The 21,932-nt window shown below is 50.8% G+C and carries 17 protein-coding genes; 9 read left to right on the top strand and 8 right to left on the bottom strand.

Annotated elements, in window-relative coordinates:
* Positions 1-7: 7 nt before the first annotated feature.
* The 4 genes from VN23_RS10600 to VN23_RS10585 form a co-directional block, all read right to left on the bottom strand.
* Positions 8-445 (bottom strand): hypothetical protein, encoded by a 438-nt coding sequence (locus VN23_RS10600; protein WP_046352125.1) that lies wholly within the window; start codon positions 443-445, stop codon positions 8-10.
* A gap of 137 nt (positions 446-582) precedes the next feature.
* Positions 583-1,227, bottom strand: a complete 645-nt coding sequence (locus VN23_RS10595; RefSeq protein WP_046352124.1) for a DsbA family protein — start codon at positions 1,225-1,227, stop codon at positions 583-585.
* Positions 1,224-1,676, bottom strand: coding sequence for a disulfide bond formation protein B (locus tag VN23_RS10590; protein ID WP_231743239.1), 453 nt, complete (start codon positions 1,674-1,676; stop codon positions 1,224-1,226). The genes VN23_RS10595 and VN23_RS10590 overlap by 4 nt, the downstream gene beginning before the upstream one ends.
* Before the next feature lie 226 nt (positions 1,677-1,902).
* The gene (locus VN23_RS10585; RefSeq protein WP_046352123.1) at positions 1,903-2,790 is read right to left on the bottom strand and encodes a LysR family transcriptional regulator; all 888 of its coding nucleotides are present in this window, start codon (positions 2,788-2,790) and stop codon (positions 1,903-1,905) included.
* Positions 2,791-2,894: 104 nt separating this feature from the next.
* Here VN23_RS10585 and VN23_RS10580 point away from each other — a divergent pair, with 104 nt between their 5' ends.
* A complete protein-coding gene (locus VN23_RS10580) occupies positions 2,895-3,896 on the top strand; it encodes an NAD-dependent epimerase/dehydratase family protein (RefSeq protein WP_046352122.1) in 1,002 nt (333 codons plus the stop codon).
* 85 nt (positions 3,897-3,981) lie between these two features.
* Positions 3,982-4,428, top strand: a complete 447-nt coding sequence (locus VN23_RS10575; protein WP_046352121.1) for an SRPBCC family protein — start codon at positions 3,982-3,984, stop codon at positions 4,426-4,428.
* 160 nt (positions 4,429-4,588) lie between these two features.
* Here the strand turns inward: VN23_RS10575 and VN23_RS10570 are convergent, their stop codons facing one another.
* Positions 4,589-6,049, bottom strand: coding sequence for a catalase (locus VN23_RS10570; protein WP_046352120.1), 1,461 nt, complete (start codon positions 6,047-6,049; stop codon positions 4,589-4,591).
* 408 nt (positions 6,050-6,457) lie between these two features.
* Between VN23_RS10570 and VN23_RS10565 the strand changes: the two genes are divergently transcribed.
* On the top strand, positions 6,458-9,184 hold the full coding sequence (locus tag VN23_RS10565) for an ImpA family metalloprotease (RefSeq protein WP_046352119.1): 2,727 nt from the start codon (positions 6,458-6,460) through the stop codon (positions 9,182-9,184).
* Between the two features lie 57 nt (positions 9,185-9,241).
* On the opposite strand, the gene VN23_RS10560 is transcribed toward VN23_RS10565, so the two are convergent.
* Positions 9,242-10,117: a LysR family transcriptional regulator gene (locus VN23_RS10560; RefSeq protein ID WP_046352118.1), complete on the bottom strand. Its 876-nt coding sequence runs from the start codon at positions 10,115-10,117 to the stop codon at positions 9,242-9,244.
* A gap of 96 nt (positions 10,118-10,213) precedes the next feature.
* Between VN23_RS10560 and VN23_RS10555 the strand changes: the two genes are divergently transcribed.
* From VN23_RS10555 to VN23_RS10545, 3 genes are all read left to right on the top strand, one after another.
* Entirely contained in the window at positions 10,214-11,425 is a 1,212-nt protein-coding gene (locus VN23_RS10555; RefSeq protein ID WP_046352117.1) for an MFS transporter, read from the top strand.
* 4 nt (positions 11,426-11,429) lie between these two features.
* A complete protein-coding gene (gene dkgB, locus VN23_RS10550) occupies positions 11,430-12,224 on the top strand; it encodes a 2,5-didehydrogluconate reductase DkgB (protein WP_046352116.1) in 795 nt (264 codons plus the stop codon).
* 235 nt (positions 12,225-12,459) lie between these two features.
* Positions 12,460-13,500, top strand: a complete 1,041-nt coding sequence (locus tag VN23_RS10545) for an IS481 family transposase (protein WP_062654877.1) — start codon at positions 12,460-12,462, stop codon at positions 13,498-13,500.
* Between the two features lie 60 nt (positions 13,501-13,560).
* Here the strand turns inward: VN23_RS10545 and VN23_RS10540 are convergent, their stop codons facing one another.
* Positions 13,561-14,307: a tetratricopeptide repeat protein gene (locus tag VN23_RS10540; RefSeq protein ID WP_052746502.1), complete on the bottom strand. Its 747-nt coding sequence runs from the start codon at positions 14,305-14,307 to the stop codon at positions 13,561-13,563.
* A gap of 63 nt (positions 14,308-14,370) precedes the next feature.
* A complete protein-coding gene (locus VN23_RS10535) occupies positions 14,371-16,386 on the bottom strand; it encodes a bifunctional 2',3'-cyclic-nucleotide 2'-phosphodiesterase/3'-nucleotidase (RefSeq protein ID WP_046351151.1) in 2,016 nt (671 codons plus the stop codon).
* A gap of 721 nt (positions 16,387-17,107) precedes the next feature.
* On the opposite strand from VN23_RS10535, the gene VN23_RS10530 reads away from it, so the two are divergent.
* The 3 genes from VN23_RS10530 (at position 17,108) to glgA (ending at position 21,882) form a co-directional block, all read left to right on the top strand.
* On the top strand, positions 17,108-18,721 hold the full coding sequence (locus tag VN23_RS10530; RefSeq protein ID WP_046351152.1) for an NAD(P)/FAD-dependent oxidoreductase: 1,614 nt from the start codon (positions 17,108-17,110) through the stop codon (positions 18,719-18,721).
* Between the two features lie 161 nt (positions 18,722-18,882).
* Positions 18,883-20,151: a glucose-1-phosphate adenylyltransferase gene (gene glgC / locus VN23_RS10525; RefSeq protein ID WP_046351153.1), complete on the top strand. Its 1,269-nt coding sequence runs from the start codon at positions 18,883-18,885 to the stop codon at positions 20,149-20,151.
* A 294-nt stretch (positions 20,152-20,445) separates the two neighbouring features.
* Entirely contained in the window at positions 20,446-21,882 is a 1,437-nt protein-coding gene (glgA, locus tag VN23_RS10520; protein WP_046351154.1) for a glycogen synthase GlgA, read from the top strand.
* Positions 21,883-21,932 lie beyond the last annotated feature (50 nt).

Here is a 21,932-nt window from a genome sequence, read left to right as displayed (position 1 = left end):
ACACCCCTCAATACTTTTCAATAATCAGCTTCAGCACATCTTCCTGATAGGGGTGTACTTCGCTGGCGTCTTCCATATCGGCCAGTAATTGAGGGTTATTAAATTTTTTGCGCGCTTCTTCGTAATAGGGGATTTGTACGCGGCGGTATAGATCGACGAATTCGTCGAAATCAAGCACATGGCAATAATTGCGGTATTGGCCGCGTGCTTTGATTTTGCCAAGGCTAATAAACGAAAGTAAATAGGTGCTGCCTTTGCTGCCTAAGAAATCATTCAGGGGGACGGATGAGGGATAGGATGGCGGCTCGCACACAAACTTATGGATGATTTTAAAATCAAAATCGTGCTGATTGCTATCGTGCTGCCAGATGACGTAGCCTTCATTAGGCGATGTAATTGTTTTGCCGCAGCTATCGCAAATCCATTCTTGCAGTGGTTTAAGCATCACCCTCTCCAGCGCTGTATTTTTATTTACTTTAGCTCGTTTTATTCGAAAGGCCAGTTTGGGGGTGAGTTGCAAAAAACGCACAAAAAACCAGCCCCAGCGTACGCATCAGGGCTAGTTTTCTTGGTGCAGTTTGTTTACTTTTTGAGCGCCTCATCGACTAAATCACTCAATTGCTGATAACCAAAACTTTGCAGTAGCTTGCCATTCACAAAATAGCTTGGCGTTTTATTCACGCCCAGTGCTTGCGCGTCGGCTATTTCTTGCTGGATCAGTATTTGAATGCCGCTGGATTGCATATCGGTTTGTAATTGCGCCATATCCAGCCCCAAGGGTGCGAGCAGCGGTAGAACGAGATCGACATTCGCTTGATGATTTTTTGTCCATTGATCTTGCGTAGCAAGCAGGGTTTCAAGTGCGGGCCAGTATTTGCCTTGTTTGCGTGCGGCTTCTAATACGGCAATCACCTGTTCTGCGCCTTGATGCAATGGGGCGTAACGAATTACAAGGCGGATTTGCTCCGGATTTTTGGCCATCAGCTCTTTGATAAAGGGATAAAACACTGCGCAAGCTTCGCAGGCGGGATCAAGAAATTCAACAATAGTCACTTTTGCATTTTGCGCGCCAATAATGGGCGAATGCATCCGCATTAAGGCTTCTTGATTAACCTGAACATGAGCTTGGGCAGCAGATTGCTGTTTATTTTTAAATATCAGCGTACTTACAACAAACAGTGCCAATAAAGCCAGCGCTGCGGAGATAAAGATAATTTTTTGCTTCATTTTTTACCCTGAACAAATGTTGCGAATAAAGAAATGCTGATCAGCGCAAAGGCGCAGACCGACATGAGTGGCATGGTGAGAAAGCCAAACCATTCGGCTTCTACTTCAGAGCACGATGAGCCTTGGGCGCAAGGGCTGGCGGAAGGCGAAATAAAACCCAGCTGTAAAAACCAGTGGAAAACCGCAAAACCCAGCCCGATTAGTGCCAAGGGCAAGGCATAGCGGGCTACCTTGGTGTCGAGTGGAAACAGCGCCAGCGGCAGGAAGATCGCCAGTGGAAACATAAAAATCCGCTGATACCAGCACAGGGTGCAGGGTGGCATACCCATTACTTCACCAAAAAACAAGGCACCTAGTGTGCTGCTGGCAGCGATCAGCCAGGCAATAAAAATAAGCATCCAGCAGGCCGGATCGCTAGCGTGGGCGGGGGTGGAAGGGCGATAAGGCAAAGTATTCCTTTTGTGTGCATGTTTGGAAAAAAGGAATAGACCTGAGTTTTGGCTTAGGGTTCAAGACAATTTAGTAGCCGGTTTTTTTTGTGATCAGGTTTGTTGATCGAGATGCATGCTTTGCTGATGGTTTTGCGGCGAGGCAGGTTTTCTAAAGTAACTGGACTAACTGGACTAACTGGGATGATGCAGATTGTTGATTCACTTAGCTGTCGGCCATGCACCGTTAGCTAACATAGCTCGCCAGCCCCTTAACGAGTGCGTCAAATGTCTCTTTGCAGCGCGGGCTGTGGCGCAGGTCTTCGTGCATGACGACCCAGGTTTCTAATTTGTATTCAAAAAGCTGAGGCAGCACCCGAATAAGCAAGGGATCACGCTGAGCGAGTGCGGCTTGGCACACTCCAATGCCGCAGCCCGAGCGGATCAGTGCCAGCTGGCCAATATCACTATCGGTGCGCAGAGAAAACGTCTGGCGTTTCCATTCGGGGTGGTGCACGCGGGCGGCACGTATGAAGGGCGTTTCTTCATCAAAGCCAATGAGCAAGTGCTCTGCTAAATCATGAAGCGTTTGAGGGAAACCACGCTGCTCCAGGTAGCTTTGGTGAGCGTACAAACCAAGCGCCACAGCGCCAACATGCCGTGCAATCAGCGAGGCTTGCTGGGGGGCCGTCATACGAATCGCAATATCGGCCTCCCGGTGTAGCAGATCTTGTAAACGATTGGTCAGAACCAGCTCAACCTTTAGCTGGGGATGCCGCTGCTGTAGATCTGCAATGATTGCTGGCAGAACCTCAACGCCGATCACCTCGCTGGCTGATACTCTTATCGTCCCTTTTACTCCTTCACCCTGACTTTCGGCGGCTCGTTGAAATGCCGCGGCTGCACTCTTCATTAATTCGGCATAGCCGCGAGTGGCAAGTGCGGCCTCCGTGGGTATTAAGCCCGTTTGTGAGCGCGTAAACAGCGCAAGGCCCAGTGATTTCTCAAGCATAGCAATATGCCTGCCCACCGTGGGCTGGGTGATACCCAGGGAGCGTGCTGCTCCAGAGAGTGAGCCCTCTTGCAGCACGCCAAGAAAAGAGCGATAGAGCTCCCAAGCAATGTTATTGTCCATACATAAATGTATAGCAGCTGTACTAAGTTAGGCAATTTCTTTTTTACACAGTCCCCTTCAGAATTCCTCCATCGTAACTTGATTCAAACACGTGGAGAACGATCATGGTAAACACAAATAAAGTGGCCTTAGTACTTGGTGCAACAGGTGGGATTGGCGGGGAAGTCGCATTCCAGCTGCGTGATGCAGGCTGGGAGGTGCGGGCACTCAAGCGGGGGATGGCGGTGCCGGTGGAATTAAAGGATGGTATTTGCTGGATTCGTGGCGATGCGCTGAACAGAGATGATGTTCTTGAGGCATCACGAGGTTGTTCTGCCATTGTGCATGCGGTGAACCCCCCCGGTTACCGCAAGTGGGCGGAGCTGGTGCTGCCCATGCTTGAGAACACAATCGCTGCGGCTGTGGCTGAACACGCAACTATTGTTTTGCCGGGCACAATCTATAATTACGGCTTTGATGCCTTCCCCTTGCTAAGTGAAAATGCGCCGCAGCGTCCTCTGACGCGTAAAGGCGAAATACGTGTTGAGCTGGAACAACGCTTGCAAGCCGCCACACATCGCGGCGCGCGCGTCATTATTGTGCGAGCCGGCGATTTCTTTGGCCCCAGAGTGGGCAATAATTGGTTTTCACAAGGGCTGATCAAACCGGGGAAGGCGGTGATGGCGATTGCGCAGCCAAATGATCAAGGAGTCGGCCATCAATGGTCTTATCTGCCGGACGTGGCTCGGGCTATGGTCGAGCTGCTGGCGTGTCAGGATAAACTCGCTCCTTTTGCCAACTTCCATATGGCAGGGCATTGGGATGCAGATGGTACGCAAATGGCGGCCGCAATTAGCCGTGTGATCGAAGCTCATGGCGGCCTTCGGCCCAAGCTTCGCCGCTTTCCATGGTGGCTTATACGCCTGATGTCACCGTTTGTTGAAACGCTGCGTGAGCTGCTTGATATGCGCTATCTTTGGCGTCACCCCGTGCGCATGAGCAACATAAATTTAGTGGCAACTTTAGGTCGGGAGCCGCACACGCCCTTAGATGAGGCCGTCGAAGCAACCTTGCGTGGTCTTGGATGTTTAGGGCAGATCGCTTCTGAGCTGGCGCAAACTCACTAGCTCATTGCATCTGATACTTGGGTTGCTTTTTTTGATCGTTGAATATTTGATTTATTCGTTTTTCACTAACCATTGGAGAATCAAAATGACTACAGGCACTGTACGTTTGCATCGTGTACTTCGTGCGCCTCCAGAGCGTGTTTATCGGGCTTTTCTGGATGCGGACGCGATGGCGAAGTGGCTGCCGCCATACGGTTTTACATGCAAGGTTCACCATATGGATGCGAAAGCAGGTGGCACTTTTCGGATGTCGTTTACGAATTTTACGACTGGGGATGTTCATTCATTTGGTGGCGAGTATCTCGAACTCATCCCCTTTGAGCGAATTCGCTACACCGATAAATTTGATGATCCAAACTTGCCAGGGGAAATGCAGGTAACCGTGGTGTTAAGCAAGCGCTCATGTGGTACCGAGATTAGCATCGTGCAAGATGGAATCCCCGCGATGATCCCCACCGAAATGTGCTATCTCGGCTGGCAAGAGTCACTTTTGCAATTGGCAACACTGGTTGAGCCAGAGATTTCGGGCTAGCGAATCATTAACTGAATGTGGTTTGTTCTGTTTTTTCATATGTTGTAGTAAGCAAGGCGCACTGCGCCGGGCGATACAGCTTGCCCGGCGCAGTGCGCCCTAAGTTGCTATGTTGTGGGATGAAGTTTTACTCGGCTTTGAGTTTTTAAATCTATGCCGCTTACTTAATCTCAGCCTCGCTAATTCCCAAGCGGCTTGCTAATCCCAAACCATAAGCTGGATCGGCTTTGTAGCAGTGGCGCAGCTGGCGGATCTGGATTTCTTTTACAGTAACCTGGCTGAGCGCACCGGCCATATTGTCCAGCAGGCGCTCTTGAGCGTCTTTGCCGATTAAGCGGAATAAATTACCGGCCTGGATGTAATCATCCGGCTGATCTTGCAGCGGGTTGTATCGATCGGCGCTGCCGTGAATGGCCAAAGGCGGCTCGGCCACGCTTGGGTCTTCAACCGGGCCGCCAAAGCTATTTGGCTCGTAGCTTGGATAGGCGCTGCCGTTGTAATTGCCCATTTGCATTTGCCCGTCACGGTGGTAATTGTGAAATGGGCATTTAGGTGCGTTTACCGGCAGATGGCCGTGGTTCACGCCAAGGCGGTAGCGCTGTGCATCGCCGTAAGCAAATAAACGACCTTGCAACATTTTATCTGGTGAGAAGCTGATGCCGGGCACGACATTGGCTGGGTTATGCGCCGATTGCTCGACTTCGGCATGGTAGTTTTCTGCGTTGCGGTTTAGCTCCAGTATGCCGACTTCATGCAGCGGAAAATCACCGTGTGGCCATACTTTGGTCAGATCAAAGGGATTGATTGCGTAGTTATCGGCTTCGGCTTCTGTCATTAGCTGCACACACATTTGCCAGCGCGGGAAATCGCCGTTTTCAATGCTGTTGTATAAATCGCGCTGCGAGCTTTCTCTGTCGTTAGCTACCACAGCTGCGGCTTCTGTATTGCTGTAGTTCTCAATGCCTTGCATGCTTTTAAAGTGGAATTTCACCCAAGTACGTTTATTTTCAGCATTAATCAGGCTAAAAGTGTGGCTACCAAAGCCGTGCATCTGGCGGTAGTTTTTTGGCAGACCGCGATCGCTCATCACAATAGTGATTTGGTGTAGCGCTTCGGGCAGGCTGGAGAAAAAATCCCACTGTGAATTGGCATTAAACATATTGGTGCGCGGGTCACGTTTCACCACGTGGTTTAGATCAGGAAACTTCAGCGGGTCGCGTAAAAAGAACACCGGTGTGTTATTACCGACTAAATCCCAATTGCCTTCCTCGGTATAAAACTTCATAGAAAAACCGCGAATATCTCGCTCGGCGTCCGCTGCGCCGCGCTCACCGGCTACGGTAGAAAAGCGCATAAATAGCGGGGTTTCTTTGCCAATTTCAGAAAAAATCTTGGCTTTGCTGTAGGCGCTGATGTCGTGGGTTACCGTAAATGTGCCGTGAGCGCCCGAGCCTTTGGCATGCATTCTGCGCTCTGGAATCACTTCACGATTAAAGTGCGCCATCTTTTCCATATACCAAACGTCTTGCATCAGCATCGGGCCGCGCGGGCCTGCTGTTAGTGCGTGCTGGTTATCGCTAACGGGTGCGCCTGCTTGGGTGGTGAGTTTTTTCGATGACATGATTTTCTTCCTCTTAGATTTGGGATCACTGCATCCAGACCAGACTGGCAAGCAGTTCGCAAAAGAGTTCCCTGAGTGTGGGTTGCTGCATGGTGGCTCCTTGTTGAAACCGATTATGGTTTTTTATGATAGCTAAAACAAATTGATTGTTTAAATGTGATTGATAGTTTTTATCAAGCCATGCCCTATGGTCTGTATTACTTTTGACCAAGTTACGGCAGATGGCGGCTAAGCCTGATAAACGGCAGGGGTTTTATGCAGGGCAGTGCCAGGTGATTTTTTTACCTCTGCTGATTAGAAACACCAATGTCATAGCTTGGACGTGCTTGGTAATATCATGAAAATCTAATGTCGCTCTTGTCTACGGGCTAGAGCGAATCGCGCAGTTTCAACGAGGCACTTTCCCTGATGAAATATAAATCTCTTCTGTGCATGCTGATCATGGGCATGCTCACTGCTTGTGGCGGCAGTGGCGGCTCTGATTCACCGGCTACGGCCTCATCCACAGCCAGCGTGCCAATCAGTAGCAACGATGCAAGTTTAATTGCGACTGCAGTTAAGAATGGCAGTACGGCGGGCTTAAGTGTTTCTCATCGCGCGCTTTTATTGCAGCAGGCTTTAGTGTTGGCCCAGCGTTATCAGCAGCAGAACAATGCCGCGTTGAGCGATATTTATGGCAGTGCCAGCCTTGATCTAACGATTAATTTAAGCAAAAACAGCAATTTAATTACTCCAAGCCTATCGACTATTGCCACCCCTTTAGTTTGGTCGGATGAGGGCCGGGGCATGGCGGCCATTAGCCAATATGGCAAGGGAAGAGGTTTGGCTTATGGCGCTGATGTCTTGGCCTGGATGGCCGATCAGTCAAAAGAAAACCAGCATTTCCCCTTGTTTAGTCGCGCCTTTAACTGGGCAGTGACGGGCAAAGCGGCTGGGCCACTGCCCGCCACGATTAAATTTGCAACGGCTGGCTACGATGCCAAGCTTGTGACCAAGCTGCTGACCCGCTTGGGCAAAACGCCGCAAGCCGTGGCCTGCGATTTAGCCGCCAGTAACAATAGCTGTTGGCAAGATGCCGATGTCTTGTTTTTTGGCGCAGGGGTAAAAGACGATGCAGAGCTAAGCCGCCAGGTACGCAAATATTTAGAAAGCGGCAAAGTCATCATCTATATGCACCCAAACTGGGGTGATTCGGCAGGCGGGCGTAAAGTATTGCAAGCCTTGGGCATGGATTTGGGCGGCTATGGCGGTAATTACTTTGCAAGCACGGCAGGGATGTCGGTAGGCAGCCAGCGCACGCTGAGCGATACCCTCAAGCAGGGCGATAAGTTAGCGCTGTTGATACAAGCTATCCAGCATCTGGGCAGCACTAGCTTAAGCCTCGATTTAAGCAAAGACACATCATCTGCCGATGCGATTACGGCGATACATAAAGAATTGGCGAGCTTGCAAAGTACGGGTGGCGAGGTGTTTGCAGAGGCCACTGCCGATCTTCATCAGCTGCTGGTTTTGTGGGCCGATCTATACCGCCCGGATATCGAGTACGGCAAAATGAATCGCAGTACTCAGCCTGCCGAGTTTTTGCGTACCTATGCTTCTGATTCATGGCTGGCTTTTAACCGGGCGAATACCACCGTTGCCAAGGCGGGGCAGGGTGATTTTATGCCGCAGGCTGCGCAGCAATTGCCGGTAAGCAGCAGTGCCGAAACGATTGAAGTGACGATTGCTCAGGCCGATGGCGTAACGGCGATTGGCCGTGCTGCTGTGCCGGGTAAGCCGGTTTATATCGAGGTGCTGACAAGCAACGGCAAGCTGGGCGTGCAAAGCAATTATCTGCGTAGCTGGGGTAACCCGTTGACCGATGCGGTGAGCGAGGGTTATAAGCGGCCACGCCATCCGCAGTCGTTTACTTTGCCATTGAAAGCGAGCGGTGAAACAGCCTTGGTCAGCCCTTTTGGCGGCCCGCTTTATTTAAATTATGCGGGTGCTACTGCAGGCCAGAGTGTGAAGCTAAAGATCCGTGGCGCGGCCAAATATTCGCATTTTGACTTCACTAAGGCGCAAAGCGATGCGGATATTAACGAGGCGGTTGCCGCCTTAAAGCGCAAAGATTTTGGCTGGCAAACTGCTAAGTTTGTGGGCGGTGAAATTCAGCAGACCATTAATTATGCCAATGAGGCGATGGGCAATCTGGACCCTAAAGTCTATATCGTCGATCAAATCAAAGGTATGTTGTTCGATTCAAACCATATTGCCAATGGCTATAGCAATATGCCGATGTCGGCCAATGTCGCCACGCTATGCACCCAACTAGGCTGGACGTGCGAGGGGCCAATCCACCGTGCACCGGGCGTGCAGCATTTTGTGGGCTGGATAGCCGCCTGCGGCTATTTGTGCTCGGGAAATCCTTCGGATGGTTTTGCCGGTATCAGCGGCACAGGCTGGGGACACGCTCACGAGTTGGGCCACAACACCGTGCAGCGCGTGATGCATATCGAGCTAAATGGTAAAGGCTGCGTGGTTGAATGCGATAACAACATCCTTGCCAGTGCCCATATGATGCGCCAGTACGCCCTTACAGGAATTGATAATGGGCATATCACTGATCACCCTGCTCTTTATCAATATATTGTGCAAAACCGGCAAAGCGGCAAGAGCGGTGAGGCACAACGCGCTGATATGGAAAGCCGCCTCTGGGGCGGCGATTCGCAAGACCCGATGCGGGCGGTGCATTTTCAGCTAGCGTTTCTCTTCAGTAAATACCGTGCCAATGAAGCGGTGCCTGGCATGCAAGCCAGCATGGATTACTTCACCTTGCTGACAAAGGCCGATCGTTTAGTGAGTAAGGAATGGGAAGCGGGCAATAAATATGGCATGAGCCGTTATGCCAATAACACCATCAGCAATCATGAGCTGCTCTATGTGCTTAGCTCTAAAATTATCGGGCAGGATGTGCGTAAAATCTTTGCCATGTATGGTTTGCCTTTAAGCCAGACCGCGCTTGATTCGGTGGCCGATCTAAAACTGCCGCTCGCCACAGAGCAGTTTTATGCGCTTGCCCAAAAAAAATTCAATCAGGTTTCCAGCGGAAAATGGCTAGATTTAGCCTCAGCAACGCCAGCCTATCCTCAATAAAAGGAGCATGCAGAGAAAAGCCCACGGTGAACGTGGGCTTTTTAATTGGGCGGTGACTTATGCTAAGGCCTTGGCTAAGTAATCTACAAAGCAGGCAATTCTGGGGGCCAGCGTGCCTTGTTTATAAAATACCGCCCAAATGGTTTGCTTCCAAGGCAAAGAGGCATCGCCCAGCACGGTTTGCAACTGGCCCGCTTGCAAATCTTTGCCAATTAAAAAATCAGCCAAGCAAGCAATCCCTGCGCCATTGAGGGCCAGATGGCGCAGTGTTTCACCACTGGATGCGCTGATCGTGGGGCTGATCGCCATCCCGCTGCCGCCGTTTAACGGCCAGATATTGAGTGAGGCAGGGCTGCTAAAGCCAAGCAGACTGTGGGCGGTGAGTGCGTCTTCGTTGAGCGGTGATCCATGCTGCTGCAAATAGCCGGGGGATGCCACAAGGCGCAGCTGGCTTTCCCCCAAGCGGCGGGCATTTAGGGTGGAATCTGACAACTCACCAATGCGAATCGCCACATCGGCACGCTCCTCAATTAAATTAATCACCGCCTCTGCGCCGATCAGCTCCAGCTGAATCTTGGGGTAGGCGGCCATAAAGCCAGCCGCCAGTGGGGCGATCAAATGATTAAGCACCGGCGTGGCGGCATTCACGCGTAGCAGGCCAGAGGGCTGGGCTTGGCTGGCGGTGAGCGTGGCTTCGGTTTCGGCCAGAGAGGCTAAGATTTGCCGTGCTTTATCTAATAGCCAGCGGCCTTCTTCTGTCAGATCAAGGCGGCGGGTGGTGCGGCTAATCAGGCTGATGCCCAGTTGTTTTTCCAGCCTTGATAAGCAGCGGCTGACGCCCGATGGCGTTTGTCCCAAGCGCTCGGCAGCGGCAGAAAACGAGCCGGTATCGACAATAGTCACAAAGGTAAGCAGGGCATCGAGATGAAGCATTGTTGACTTCCAGTCACAAGTGAATGTCAGTAGAGCCTATTTTTCTCTGTGCGGCAAGGGTAGACAATCGGTGCATTCATTTATTGGAGAGACACAATGCCTCTAGCACTTTGGGCGCTTACTCTGAGCGCCTTTGCCATCGGCACTACAGAATTTGTGATTGTTGGGCTGATTCCAACTCTGGCGGGCAGTTTGCAGGTCTCGCTGCCCTCGGCGGGATTATTGGTCAGCTTTTACGCACTGGGCGTGGCCATCGGCGCTCCATTGCTGACTGCCTTAACGAGCCGCGTGCCGCGCAAGCCTTTATTACTGGGGCTGATGGCCTTGTTTACCTTGGGTAATTTATTGGCATGGCAAGCGCCGGATTACGCCACGCTGCTGGCAGCAAGGGTGTTGACCGGTTTGGCGCACGGGGTGTTTTTCTCGATTGGCTCCACGCTGGCGACCAGCCTTGTGCCTAAGGAAAAAGCCGCCAGCGCGATTGCCCTGATGTTCTCGGGATTAACCGTTGCCTTGGTCACCGGCGTACCGCTGGGCACCTGGCTGGGGCAAATATTTGGCTGGCAGTCGGTCTTTTTAGCGGTGGCTATTTTAGGCGTGATGGCCTTTGCGGGTAGCTTGCTGCTGGTGCCTAACAACTTGCCACAGGCGGCCCCATCTTCGATTTTGGCGCAATTGGCTGTGCTTAAAAAACCAAGGCTGCTCTTGGTTTATGCCATTACGGCGCTGGGTTATGGCGGCTCATTTGTGGCGTTTACTTATTTAGCACCGCTGATGGAGCAGATCACGGGGTTTGCGCCATCGAGTGTGGCCCTGGTGATGCTGGTGTATGGCGTATCAGTGGCGGTGGGCAATATCTGGGGTGGCAAATTAGCCGATCAGAAAGGCCCCATTCGCGCTCTGCAAATGATCTTTAGTCTGCTGGCAGTCGTGTTATTTGTGTTGACCTTTACCGTGCATTCGCCTGTGTTGGTGGTGGCAACGGTGTTGGCTTGGGGCGCAGTGGCGTTTGGCAATGTGGCCGGCTTGCAAGTCTATGTGGTGCAACAGGCCCAGCGCGATGCGCCCCATGCGGTGGATGTGGCGTCAGGGCTGAATATTGCGGCATTTAATGTGGGCATTGCAGGCGGCGCTTGGGCGGGCGGCTTGATTGTCGAACACTTAGGTTTGCTGGCTACGCCGTGGATAGGCGGCGTGGTGGTGCTGGGTGCTTTGGCGCTGACAACATGGTCTGGGGTGCTGGATAAAAAACTTGGCAATACGGCCAAAGAAATGAATCAACAAATTGCTTACAAAAACTGGAGTTAAAAATATGAATATGCCAAAAATTGGTTTGGGAACATTCCGTTTGAAAGATCAAATCGTTATCGATTCGGTATTAACAGGTTTGGAAGTTGGCTATCGCCATATCGATACCGCGCAGATTTATGAAAACGAGGCCGAGGTGGGTAAGGCGATTGCAGAGAGCGGCATTCAGCGGGATAGCCTCTATCTGACTACAAAAATATGGACGGCTAATCTGAGCAAAAACAAGCTGATAGATAGTTTAAAAATCAGCTTAGATAAGCTGCAAACGAATCAGCTTGATCTCACCTTGATCCACTGGCCCTCCGATGCACTGCCTGTGGCGGAGTATATGGAAGCACTGGCGCTGGCTAAGCAGCAGGGCTTAACGCGTGAAATTGGCGTGTCTAATTTTACTTTGAGCTATTTACAGCAGGCGATTGATGCGATTGGCGCAGAGGCCATTGCCCATCAGCAAATCGAGCTGCATCCCTTTTTGCAAAACCACAAAGTGCGGGTATTTTGCCAGCAGCAAGGCATTGCGCTTACCGCCTATATGCCGCTTGCTTACGGCAAGGTAATGCAAGATCCGGTATTGCAAGCAATTGCCGCCAGCCATCAAGTTAGCCCCGCGCAGATTGCTTTAGCGTGGCTATTGCAGCAGGGCATCAGTGTGATTCCTTCTTCTACCCAGCGCAGCAATCTGATGAGTAATTTAAAAGCGGACGAGCTGAGGCTTACGGCGGCAGAGATGCAAGCCATTGCAGGCCTAGATAAAAACGAGCGCATCGTTGCGCCTGATTTTGGGCCAGTGTGGGATTAAGGCAGGGAATAAGGAGTGGCTTTAGCTTTGATGTTATCTAATACATCACGCTTTCTTGGCTAAAACCACTCCTACAAGTCGGCTGTTTGAGATTAAACGGCTAGAGGCGAGGGAGGCTTAATTGTAGAAGTTCAGACTTGATCTGACAGTAGGCCTTGCCAGTAGGTGGGGTTACCCGTTTTGATAGAGGTGCGAATCTTTATTCAAAACAGCGCGCAAGCGCAGGAGTAACCCCATGGCTAATCTAAACCAAAACTTCATTAAGCACAAAATCGGCTTGCTCAATCTCGCCACCGAACTGGGCAACGTATCCAAAGCCTGCAAAATGATGGGGCTGTCGCGCGATACCTTTTATCGCTATCAACATGCGGTTGAAGACGGTGGCATCGAAGCACTCTTCGACGCCAATCGCCGCAAACCCAATCCCAAGAACCGAGTCGATGAGGCAACAGAATCCGCCGTCATTGCGTATGCCACTGAGCAGCCCGCCCATGGACAAGTACGCACCAGCAACGAACTCCGGCTGCGCGGTGTATTTGTCTCTGCCTCTGGTGTGCGTTCAATCTGGCTCAGGCATGATTTGGCTTCGTTCAAACAGCGTTTGCATGCACTGGAGAAGCAGGTTACTGAACAGCAAATCGTGCTGAGTGAGGCTCAAGTTGCGGCACTGGAACGTAAACAGGATGATGATGTCGCACATGGCGAAATTGACACGGCTCATCCAGGTTATCTGGGCTCACAGGACACGTTTTACGTCGGCACCATCAAAGGGGTTGGCCGGATTTATCAGCAGACCTTTGTCGATACCTACAGCAAAGTGGCCTTTGCCAAACTTTATACCACCAAAACGCCGATCACTGCCGCAGACTTACTCAATGACCGGGTGCTACCGTTCTTTGCCGAGCAGGAAATGGGGATGCTACGCATTCTGACCGACCGTGGCACTGAGTATTGCGGCAAAGCCGAAACGCATGATTACCAGCTGTATCTGGCGATCAATGAGATTGAGCACACCAAAACTAAAGTGCGGCATCCACAAACGAACGGTATTTGCGAGCGCTTCCATAAAACGATTCTGCAAGAGTTTTACCAAGTGACCTTCAGGCGTAAGCTGTATCAGTCACTGGACGAGCTGCAAACGGATCTGGATGCATGGCTGGACTACTACAACCGCCAACGTACGCATCAAGGGAAAATGTGCTGCGGCAGGACGCCGCTGCAGACGTTGTTAGAAGGCAAATCACTCTGGAAGGAGAAGGTCGACAATCTAAACTAATCTGACAATCCGGCACTAATCAAAACGGGGACTGTCAGATCAGGTCTGAACTTCTACAGCTTAATCAAACACCTTAACTTCATGCTCATGGTTTTGTTTGCAGCGGCTGATATGCCCTGCCATTTCGCTGAGGCTGTGGGCTTGGGCGGGGTTGATATCTAAGCCCATTTCACCCATTTCATAAGCAAGTGCTAGCTCTTGCAGGGCGGGTACATATTGTAAGTTGGCCGCGTTTCTGTAGTGCTGGAGTGCGCTCTTGTCGTCTTGTTTTAGATAGTCGCCGTAGCGATGCCAATTACCGAGGGTGTAGATTGCTGCGGGGTCGTGGTTTTTTGCAGCGGTTTGCACCATAGCGATTCCCTTAGCCTGATCCTTCGCTCCGCCTTCGCCTTTGAGCGTCATCATGCCTAGACGATAGATGCCAATATCCCCTGCAGTGCTTAGCCAGAGCCGTGCTTTTTGTGCATCTTGAGGCACGCCATCGCCTTTTAAATAGGCCATGCCGAGTAGATAACGCGCTTTTGAGTCTCCCGCTTCGGCCGCTTTCTCTAGCCAGCGGGCGGCGGCGTGTTTGTCTTCTACTTGTTCTGCAATCAGCCTGGCGGCGAGCGGATGCCCTTGTGTTGCCAATTCAAGTAAACGTGCTTTGCCATCCTTTGCATCGAAGCGTAATTGTTGAACTGCTTCATCGGGCATGGCTAAGTCACGCGCTTGCTGGCCTTGTTGATATTGCTTGATAGCGATGCCGCCAATGGCTAAAAGTGTGATGGCAACAAGGGCAAGTATGGGTTTGGATAAGGCTTTCATAAAAACTCCAAATCCCCAAGGCTTGCGCCCTGAGGATTTTTAAATCAAACGATCAGCGAATCATTACTTGCTCAGATCAATGCTAAATACCGCTGCGCTCTTATCCGCCTTGGTAGAGTCGAGCGAAACATTGTTGATTTTGTCCTGAGCGGCTACGCTGGCTGCTGCCGCATCTGCCGAGGTTTCAAACAGCACTTTGCCTGCTGTTTTGACCTTGGCAAAGCGCCAGTTTGCCACTGGGCCTTGTTTTGCCAGTGTCAGCGTTTTTTGCTCTTTGACGTAATTAACGATGATGTCGCGATTGGCATCGCCGCCACTATCAATCACGATCTGGCTGCCATCTAGGCCCGCAAATCCACCACCACCGCTGGCACGGTAGTTATTGGTGACCACGATAAAATCGGCTTTTAGATCAAGCGCTTTACCATTGAGGCTTAGATTAACAATGCGGCTACCTTTATCTTTGGTCACATCGATTTCATAAGTAATGCCGTCGATTTGATCAAAGTTATACGATGGGAATGCGCTGTTGATTAAGTCTTGATTGGCTGTTTTAGCAGGGTCAATTTGGTTAAATTGTTCTGCTGATTTCTCTAGCCAAAGCTTCACCGCAGTACCGTTGATTTTTACGGCTTGCAGTGTGTTCGGGTAAAGGTAAAGGTCCGCAATATTTTTGATTGCCACATCACCGGCCATGATGTCGGTAAAGCCAGTACCCCGGAAGTTGACTTTAAACGGCGCAGCGGCAGACAGGATAGGCAGCTTGTCGTACTGCGGTAAATTGGCTTTCACAAACTTGGCTACATAGTCAGCTTGTGCCAGATTAATCAGGCGCATTGCTGCTGTTGGGCCCACTTGCGAGAAGAAAGAGCTGATGCGGTATTCGCTCTTACCCACCCCAGCACTCACGTATTTGATTGTGCCTTGATGTTCTTTTTCTACCAGCTTAGCAATCTCGGTTTTTGCGGCTACGGTGGTGGCTACACCTGCAGCATCTTTCGTGCTAACCGATTTTAGCTCGCCTTGTGAGCTTTTGGTTTTCCACGCTTTGCCGTCAAACTCTAGGTTTAATTTCAATACACCGAGTGTGTTACCCCAAAATCCCGCCATGACAGTTGGCACGCCATTGACCAAGCCTTTTACATTGTCGACGTTCTTGATGTCTTTATAGTTTTTGCCATCAGGGAAGAAGCTGTGCGAGTGGCCAGACACAATGGCATCAATACCCGGTACATCTTTTGCTAGGTAATACACCGCGTTTTCCATTTCTGGGCTGTAAGGCGCATCAGAAATACCGCCGTGTGAAAGCGCAACCACAATATCTGCGCCTGCAGCACGCATTTGTGGCACGTATTTCTTGGCTGCTTCTACGACAGGTAAGACGGTGACTTTGCCTTCAAGATTGCGCTTATCCCAGTTCATAATGCCTGGTGGGGTAAAGCCAATTACGCCGACTTTCAGCTTGATATCTTTGCCATCCGTGGTTTTAAAGGTGCGTTCCAGAATCACATAAGGTGCAAATAGCGGTTTGCCATCGCCCGCATTATTCACATTAGAGACCATCAAGGGGAAATCCGGCCCTTTACAGTTTTGGCCTGCTTCTGGCCCGGTTTTCATGGCATTGCCTGTCACTTGACCAAGGAATTTCAGGCCGTAGTTAAACTCGTGGTTGCCGATATTTCCTGCATCATATTTCATGTGGCTCATGACTTTATGAATCGCGAGCTGGGAATCGCACTTTACTGGCTCGATTTGCGCTTGGAAATCAGAGAGTGAGTTACCTTGGATCGTGTCGCCATCGTCAAAGAGTAAGTTATTTGGATTTTCTTTACGTGCGGCATCGATCAGGGTGGCGGTACGCTCAAAACCAATCGTCGTGTCATCGGTGGTTTTGTAGTAATCGTAGCTCAGCACATTGGCGTGCAAATCGGTGGTTTGTAGTACCGCTAAATCAAGCTTGGTGCCTGCGGCAACAGTTGGCGTAGCCGGCGGGCTAACGGGCGTGTCTGTATCACTGTCATTGCACGCTACTAATACTAAGGAGCTGCAAATTAAGCTGGCTAATAATGTGATGCGCATTGCTTTTCTCTCTTCTGTTATTGGGTTCTTGTGTTGAGGCGCGAGAGTAAGGTTTAAAGTTTGCAGCAAGACTATCTTTGTGTTGCAGTTAGGTTAATTTTTTGTGACCTTGGGTTGGATATGCTTTGAAACAATCAAAAAAAGCAAAAATTTGCTAAACAATGAGCAAAAGAAGCACTTAATTATTCGATGATCTTACACCTCTCTAGTTTTTAATTACGAGTTTCTTAATTTTTCATGCGAGAAGGCGGTCCCAAAGAAATAGTATTTCTCAAGCTACAGAAGTTAGGGGGCAGTTTTATGCGCACTCGTCCACACCCTAGCTTGCAGCGTTGGGAAAGATAAACGTGCCTCTATGGGTATCAACTTGAGCCGTTTTGTTAAGGAAAATAGTCTTTGTAGGGGGTGAAACCCGCCGTTTTTCTCACCAATTATTTGGCATTTTTCACCCGTCTTATTTTGTAGGAACGCTTTTTTACCAAGCAAGAGAGCTGCGTAAAATCAAGGTCTTTAAGCCTGTGTGTTTAAAAGATTTAACATTTTTGGGTGGGCAGATGTGCTGACGGGTTTATTTGCGCTGCCATAGTTCTGCACGATGCGCAGAAAACCGGCAAAATAGCGGGTTGAATCCGCGCGGCGTGACTTTGTTTGATTATTTCAGGCGTGGCCTAAAATAATCAAATCAAGCACCTACGCGCACCTTGAATTTCGGAAAGACAGAATGTTAAGAATAAACGAAGTAAAACTGCCGCTCGATCATTCGACGGACGAGCTAAAACAAGCACTGCTCAAGCGGCTGGCTGTGTCTGAAGCTGATCTGATCAGCTTTACGATCTTTAAGCGCAGCTACGATGCGCGTAAACGTGCGGCCATTCTGCTGATCTACTCCCTTGATGCAGAAGTCAAAAACGAAGCTGCGGTGCTTAAACGCTTGAGTGCTGATCGCCACATCATGATCTCGCCGGATATTGAATACCAATATGTGGGCCACGCGCCGGAAGGTTTAACTGATCGCCCTGTGGTAATCGGCACGGGGCCCTGTGGCTTATTTGCGGGGCTATTGCTGGCGCAAATGGGCTTTAAGCCGATTATCCTTGAGCGCGGTAAGGCGGTGCGTGAGCGCACAAAAGATACCTGGGGCTTATGGCGCAAGGGTGAGCTGAATCCTGAATCGAATGTGCAATATGGTGAAGGTGGCGCGGGTACGTTTTCTGACGGCAAGCTTTACAGCCAGATTAAAGACCCTAAGCATTTAGGCCATAAAGTTTTACAAGAGTTTGTAAAAGCGGGCGCACCAGACGAGATTATGTATGTCAGCAAGCCTCATATTGGAACGTTTCGTTTAGTCAGCATGGTTGAAAGCATGCGCGCCAATATTATTGAGCTGGGCGGCGAAGTGCGTTTTTCTAGCAAGGTAGAGCAGCTGATTCTGAACGATGGTCAGGTTGAAGGCGTTGAGCTGGCCAATGGCGACAAAATCCATTCCAAACATGTAGTGCTGGCCATTGGCCATAGCGCGCGCGATACGTTCTACAAGCTATTCGAGCAGGGCGTGTATATGGAAGCCAAGCCGTTTTCGCTGGGTTTCCGAGTAGAGCACCCGCAAGCCTTGATCGATACCGCCCGCTTTGGCCCAAGCGCAGGCCATCCGATTTTAGGTGCTGCAGATTATAAATTGGTTCACCACGCCAGCAATGGCCGCTCGGTATATAGCTTCTGTATGTGCCCCGGTGGCACGGTGGTGGCCGCAGCATCCGAGCCAGGCCGTGTGGTCACCAATGGTATGAGCCAGTATTCGCGTAATGAGCGCAATGCCAATGCGGCGATTGTGGTGGGGATTACGCCAGAAGTAGATTTCCCAGGTCATCCGCTGGCAGGGATTGAGCTACAGCGTAAGTGGGAAAGTAAGGCTTTTGAAGCCGGTGGCAGCACTTACCAAGCGCCAGTGCAAAAGCTAGGCGATTTTCTGGCTGGCAAGCCTTCTACCGAGTTTGGCTCGGTTGTGCCTTCCTATACGCCGGGTGTGCATTTAACTGACCTAGCCGATTGCTTGCCTGAATACGCGATTACCGCTATTCGCGAAGCGATGCCAGCGTTTGATAAGCAAATTAAAGGCTTTGGCATGAGTGACGCGCTGTTTACCGGCGTAGAAACCCGCACCTCGTCACCGGTACGGATTAAGCGCGATAACGACACGCTAGAAAGCATCAACACCAAGGGCTTATTCCCTGCCGGTGAAGGTGCAGGCTATGCGGGTGGAATTTTATCTGCCGGTGTGGATGGTATTAAAATTGCCGAAGCGGTGGCTTTGAGTATTTTGAATACACGGTCTTAAATCTAAAATAAAACCAGCGTAAAACACATCAGTATTGGGTGTAAAACCGTGGGCACTTTGGTGCCCACGGGCATGTTGATGCGCCTGATTAAACATCTTTCTAAGAAATTACTCTCAAGCTTGCTTAGTATTCATATAAGTAGGCAGATGGGAGTGGTGAGATGGAAGCAATTGATAAGCTGGTTTTGGCTCGCCAGCTCCCTAATCAGGCCGTGGCGCTGGTGCTGGCCGGTGGCCGTGGCTCTCGTTTAAAAGACTTAACCAATCACCGCGCCAAGCCTGCGGTGCATTTTGGTGGCAAATACCGAATTATTGATTTTGCCCTGTCTAATTGCCTTAATTCAGGTATTCGCCGAATTGGCGTGATTACCCAATATAAATCGCATAGCCTGCTTCGGCATTTGCAGCGCGGCTGGTCTTTTTTGCGCAATGAAATGAATGAATTTATTGATCTTTTGCCCGCTCAGCAAAGAGTGGACGAAGAACACTGGTATCGCGGCACGGCCGATGCGGTATTTCAGAATCTGGATATTATCCGCAGCTACAGAGCGCAATATGTGGTGATTCTGGCGGGGGACCATATTTATAAAATGGATTACTCCCGCATGCTGCTCGATCATGTAGAAAACAACGCCGCGTGCACGATTGCCTGCATCGAAGTCGATCGGGTTGAAGCCTCCGCCTTTGGCGTAATGGCGGTGGATGAAGAGCGAAAAATCACCGCCTTTATTGAAAAACCCACCGATCCGCCCGCCATGCCCAATAAAAGCGATAAAGCTTTGGCATCGATGGGCGTATATGTTTTTAATGCCGATTATATTAATCGCATGCTGGCCGAAGATCTGGCCGATGAAGAATCTTCCCACGATTTTGGTAAAGATATTATTCCGCGCATTGTGGCCGAAGGCCGTGCACTGGCTCATCCATTTAGTGCATCCTGCGTATCGAGCGACGCCAGTGCTGCCCCCTATTGGCGAGACGTTGGCACGGTAGACGCGTATTGGGAGGCCAATTTAGACCTCGCCTCGGTGCTGCCTGAGCTGGATATTTACGATAAAAACTGGCCGATCTGGACGCATCAGGAGCAGCTTTCCCCTGCTAAATTTGTGCAGGATATCAATGGCAGCCACGGCATGACACTCAACTCCCTTGTCTCTGGCGGCTGCATTGTTTCTGGCTCTTTGGTGAATAACTCGGTGCTGTTTTCTAAAGTCCGTTTGCATTCTTTTTGCACCATCGATTCGGCGGTGATCTTGCCCTCGGTCACTGTGGGGCGCTCCAGCCGCTTGCGTCGCTGTGTGATAGACCGAGGCTGCCAAATCCCTGAGGGCACTGTGATCGGCGAGGATCGCAGCGCAGACGAGCGCCGCTTTTACTGCTCAGAAGGCGGTGTCGTGCTGGTGACAAGAGAAATGCTGGCGAAGCTGTGATAAAACCCAAATCTTGAACCACGGAGGGCACAGAGAACACGGAGTCTCACGGAGAAAACCTGATACGTCCTATTTTTGAAATAGCGTCATTTTCGTTGAATTTCCGATAAAAACACTCGGGGATCATGGCTTGCCTTGTTTGTGTTGATCTCTAGTCAAAGCTTAAAGCGGACATATTATCTTTGAATCGTTTGGTTTTCTCTGTGTCCTCCGTGTTCTCTGTGGTTCAAGATTTGGGTTTGGGGGCTTTTATGTTTACGAAGTTTGCTAAAACCAATCCAAGGGTAGCCATCTATGCGCGTGTTACATGTTTGTGCCGAGCTGTTTCCGCTGTTAAAAACCGGTGGGCTGGCTGATGTGGCGGGGGCTTTGCCCTTGGCGCTGGGGTATTTGGGATGTGATGTGCGCGTGCTCTTGCCTGGCTTTCCGGCGATTCTGGCTGGGCTCAATATTGATGGCGAAGTGGCCGCCGTGAATAGCATGGCGGGGCCGATTAGAATTTTATTTGGTCATACCGCCAGCGGCATTGCCGTGTATGTGATCGACGCTCCGCATTGCTTTGATCGACCCGGCAGCCCTTACCTCGATGTGGGCCAGCAGCCTTATAGCGATAATCATCTGCGTTTTGCCCTATTGGGCTGGGTGGCGGCACAGCTTGCCAGTGGCTTAGATCCTTATTGGCGGGCAGAGCTGGTGCATGCCCACGATTGGCATGCGGGCCTTGTGTCCGCTTATTTAGTGGCTGCGGGCCGGCCTGCAAAAAGCGTGTTTACGGTGCATAACTTAGCCTATCAGGGCGTGTTTCCGGCCTCGGCCTTTGCCAGCTTAGAATTACCGCCTGAATTTTTTTCGCTGGAAGGCATCGAGTTTCACGGCAAGATTTCTTTTATGAAAGCAGGGCTGTATTTTTGCGACCATATCAGCACTGTATCTCCACGCTACGCCAGCGAAATTACCCACGACGAGCAGGGCTGCGGCCTTGATGGCCTGCTCAGAACCCGAAAAGCAGATCTGACAGGCATTCTGAATGGCGTAGACGATCAGGTCTGGAACCCGACTCTCGACCCACTGATCGCCGCTAATTACAGCGTGGAAAAAATGCAGGGCAAGGCTAAGTGCAAGCAAGATATGCAAATGCGCATGGGCTTAGAGCCAAGCAGCGATCAGCCGCTCTTTGCTGTAGTCAGCCGCCTTACCGAGCAAAAAGGCCTGCATCTGGTGCTGGCCGCGCTGGATGAAATCACCCAGCGTGGCGGGCAGTTTGTGCTGTTAGGCGGTGGGGACGCGGCCTTGGAAGATGCATTTAAAGCCGCTGCCGCAGCTCATCCTGCGCAAATTGCCGTGCAAATTGGCTACGACGAAGATTGCTCGCACCGCATCATGGCCGCCGCCGATGTGCTACTCGTGCCCAGCCGTTTTGAGCCCTGCGGCCTTACCCAGCTCTACGGCCTGAAATACGGCGCTTTGCCGCTAGTGCGCCGGGTTGGTGGCCTTGCCGACACTGTGATTGATTGCAGCTTGGAAAACTTAGAAGACGCCAGCGCCACCGGCTTTGTCTTCGACGATTTTAATGTAGCCGCCCTGACCCGCGCTCTGCGCCGCGCCTTTATCCTTTGGCATCGCCCTAAAGACTGGAAAGCCACCCGCCGTAGCGCCATGCAGGCCGATTTTGGCTGGAGCGCAGCAGCCGCGCAGTATGTGGCTTTGTATGAAAAGTTGATGAATGAATGAGGGAAAAGGTCTGTAGGTACAGAGAGCCGGTGCACAACGACTTGCACACC

Source organism: Janthinobacterium sp. B9-8 (genome assembly GCF_000969645.2).
In the GTDB taxonomy this organism is placed as follows: domain Bacteria; phylum Pseudomonadota; class Gammaproteobacteria; order Burkholderiales; family Chitinibacteraceae; genus Iodobacter.
The sequence above is the reverse complement of the archived record's forward strand: the minus strand, read 5'-3'. Positions and strand labels throughout refer to the sequence as shown.

Bases quoted from the DNA above. Each gene is read 5' to 3' on its own strand.
- VN23_RS10600 (WP_046352125.1), bottom strand. From the start codon at position 445: ATGCTTAAACCACTGCAAGAATGGATTTGCGATAGCTGCGGCAAAACA.
- VN23_RS10595 (WP_046352124.1), bottom strand. From the start codon at position 1,227: ATGAAGCAAAAAATTATCTTTATCTCCGCAGCGCTGGCTTTATTGGCA.
- VN23_RS10585 (WP_046352123.1), bottom strand. From the start codon at position 2,790: ATGGACAATAACATTGCTTGGGAGCTCTATCGCTCTTTTCTTGGCGTG.
- VN23_RS10580 (WP_046352122.1), top strand. From the start codon at position 2,895: ATGGTAAACACAAATAAAGTGGCCTTAGTACTTGGTGCAACAGGTGGG.
- VN23_RS10575 (WP_046352121.1), top strand. From the start codon at position 3,982: ATGACTACAGGCACTGTACGTTTGCATCGTGTACTTCGTGCGCCTCCA.
- VN23_RS10570 (WP_046352120.1), bottom strand. From the start codon at position 6,049: ATGTCATCGAAAAAACTCACCACCCAAGCAGGCGCACCCGTTAGCGAT.
- VN23_RS10565 (WP_046352119.1), top strand. From the start codon at position 6,458: ATGAAATATAAATCTCTTCTGTGCATGCTGATCATGGGCATGCTCACT.
- VN23_RS10560 (WP_046352118.1), bottom strand. From the start codon at position 10,117: ATGCTTCATCTCGATGCCCTGCTTACCTTTGTGACTATTGTCGATACC.
- VN23_RS10555 (WP_046352117.1), top strand. From the start codon at position 10,214: ATGCCTCTAGCACTTTGGGCGCTTACTCTGAGCGCCTTTGCCATCGGC.
- dkgB (WP_046352116.1), top strand. From the start codon at position 11,430: ATGAATATGCCAAAAATTGGTTTGGGAACATTCCGTTTGAAAGATCAA.
- VN23_RS10545 (WP_062654877.1), top strand. From the start codon at position 12,460: ATGGCTAATCTAAACCAAAACTTCATTAAGCACAAAATCGGCTTGCTC.
- VN23_RS10540 (WP_052746502.1), bottom strand. From the start codon at position 14,307: ATGAAAGCCTTATCCAAACCCATACTTGCCCTTGTTGCCATCACACTT.
- VN23_RS10535 (WP_046351151.1), bottom strand. From the start codon at position 16,386: ATGCGCATCACATTATTAGCCAGCTTAATTTGCAGCTCCTTAGTATTA.
- VN23_RS10530 (WP_046351152.1), top strand. From the start codon at position 17,108: ATGTTAAGAATAAACGAAGTAAAACTGCCGCTCGATCATTCGACGGAC.
- glgC (WP_046351153.1), top strand. From the start codon at position 18,883: ATGGAAGCAATTGATAAGCTGGTTTTGGCTCGCCAGCTCCCTAATCAG.
- glgA (WP_046351154.1), top strand. From the start codon at position 20,446: ATGCGCGTGTTACATGTTTGTGCCGAGCTGTTTCCGCTGTTAAAAACC.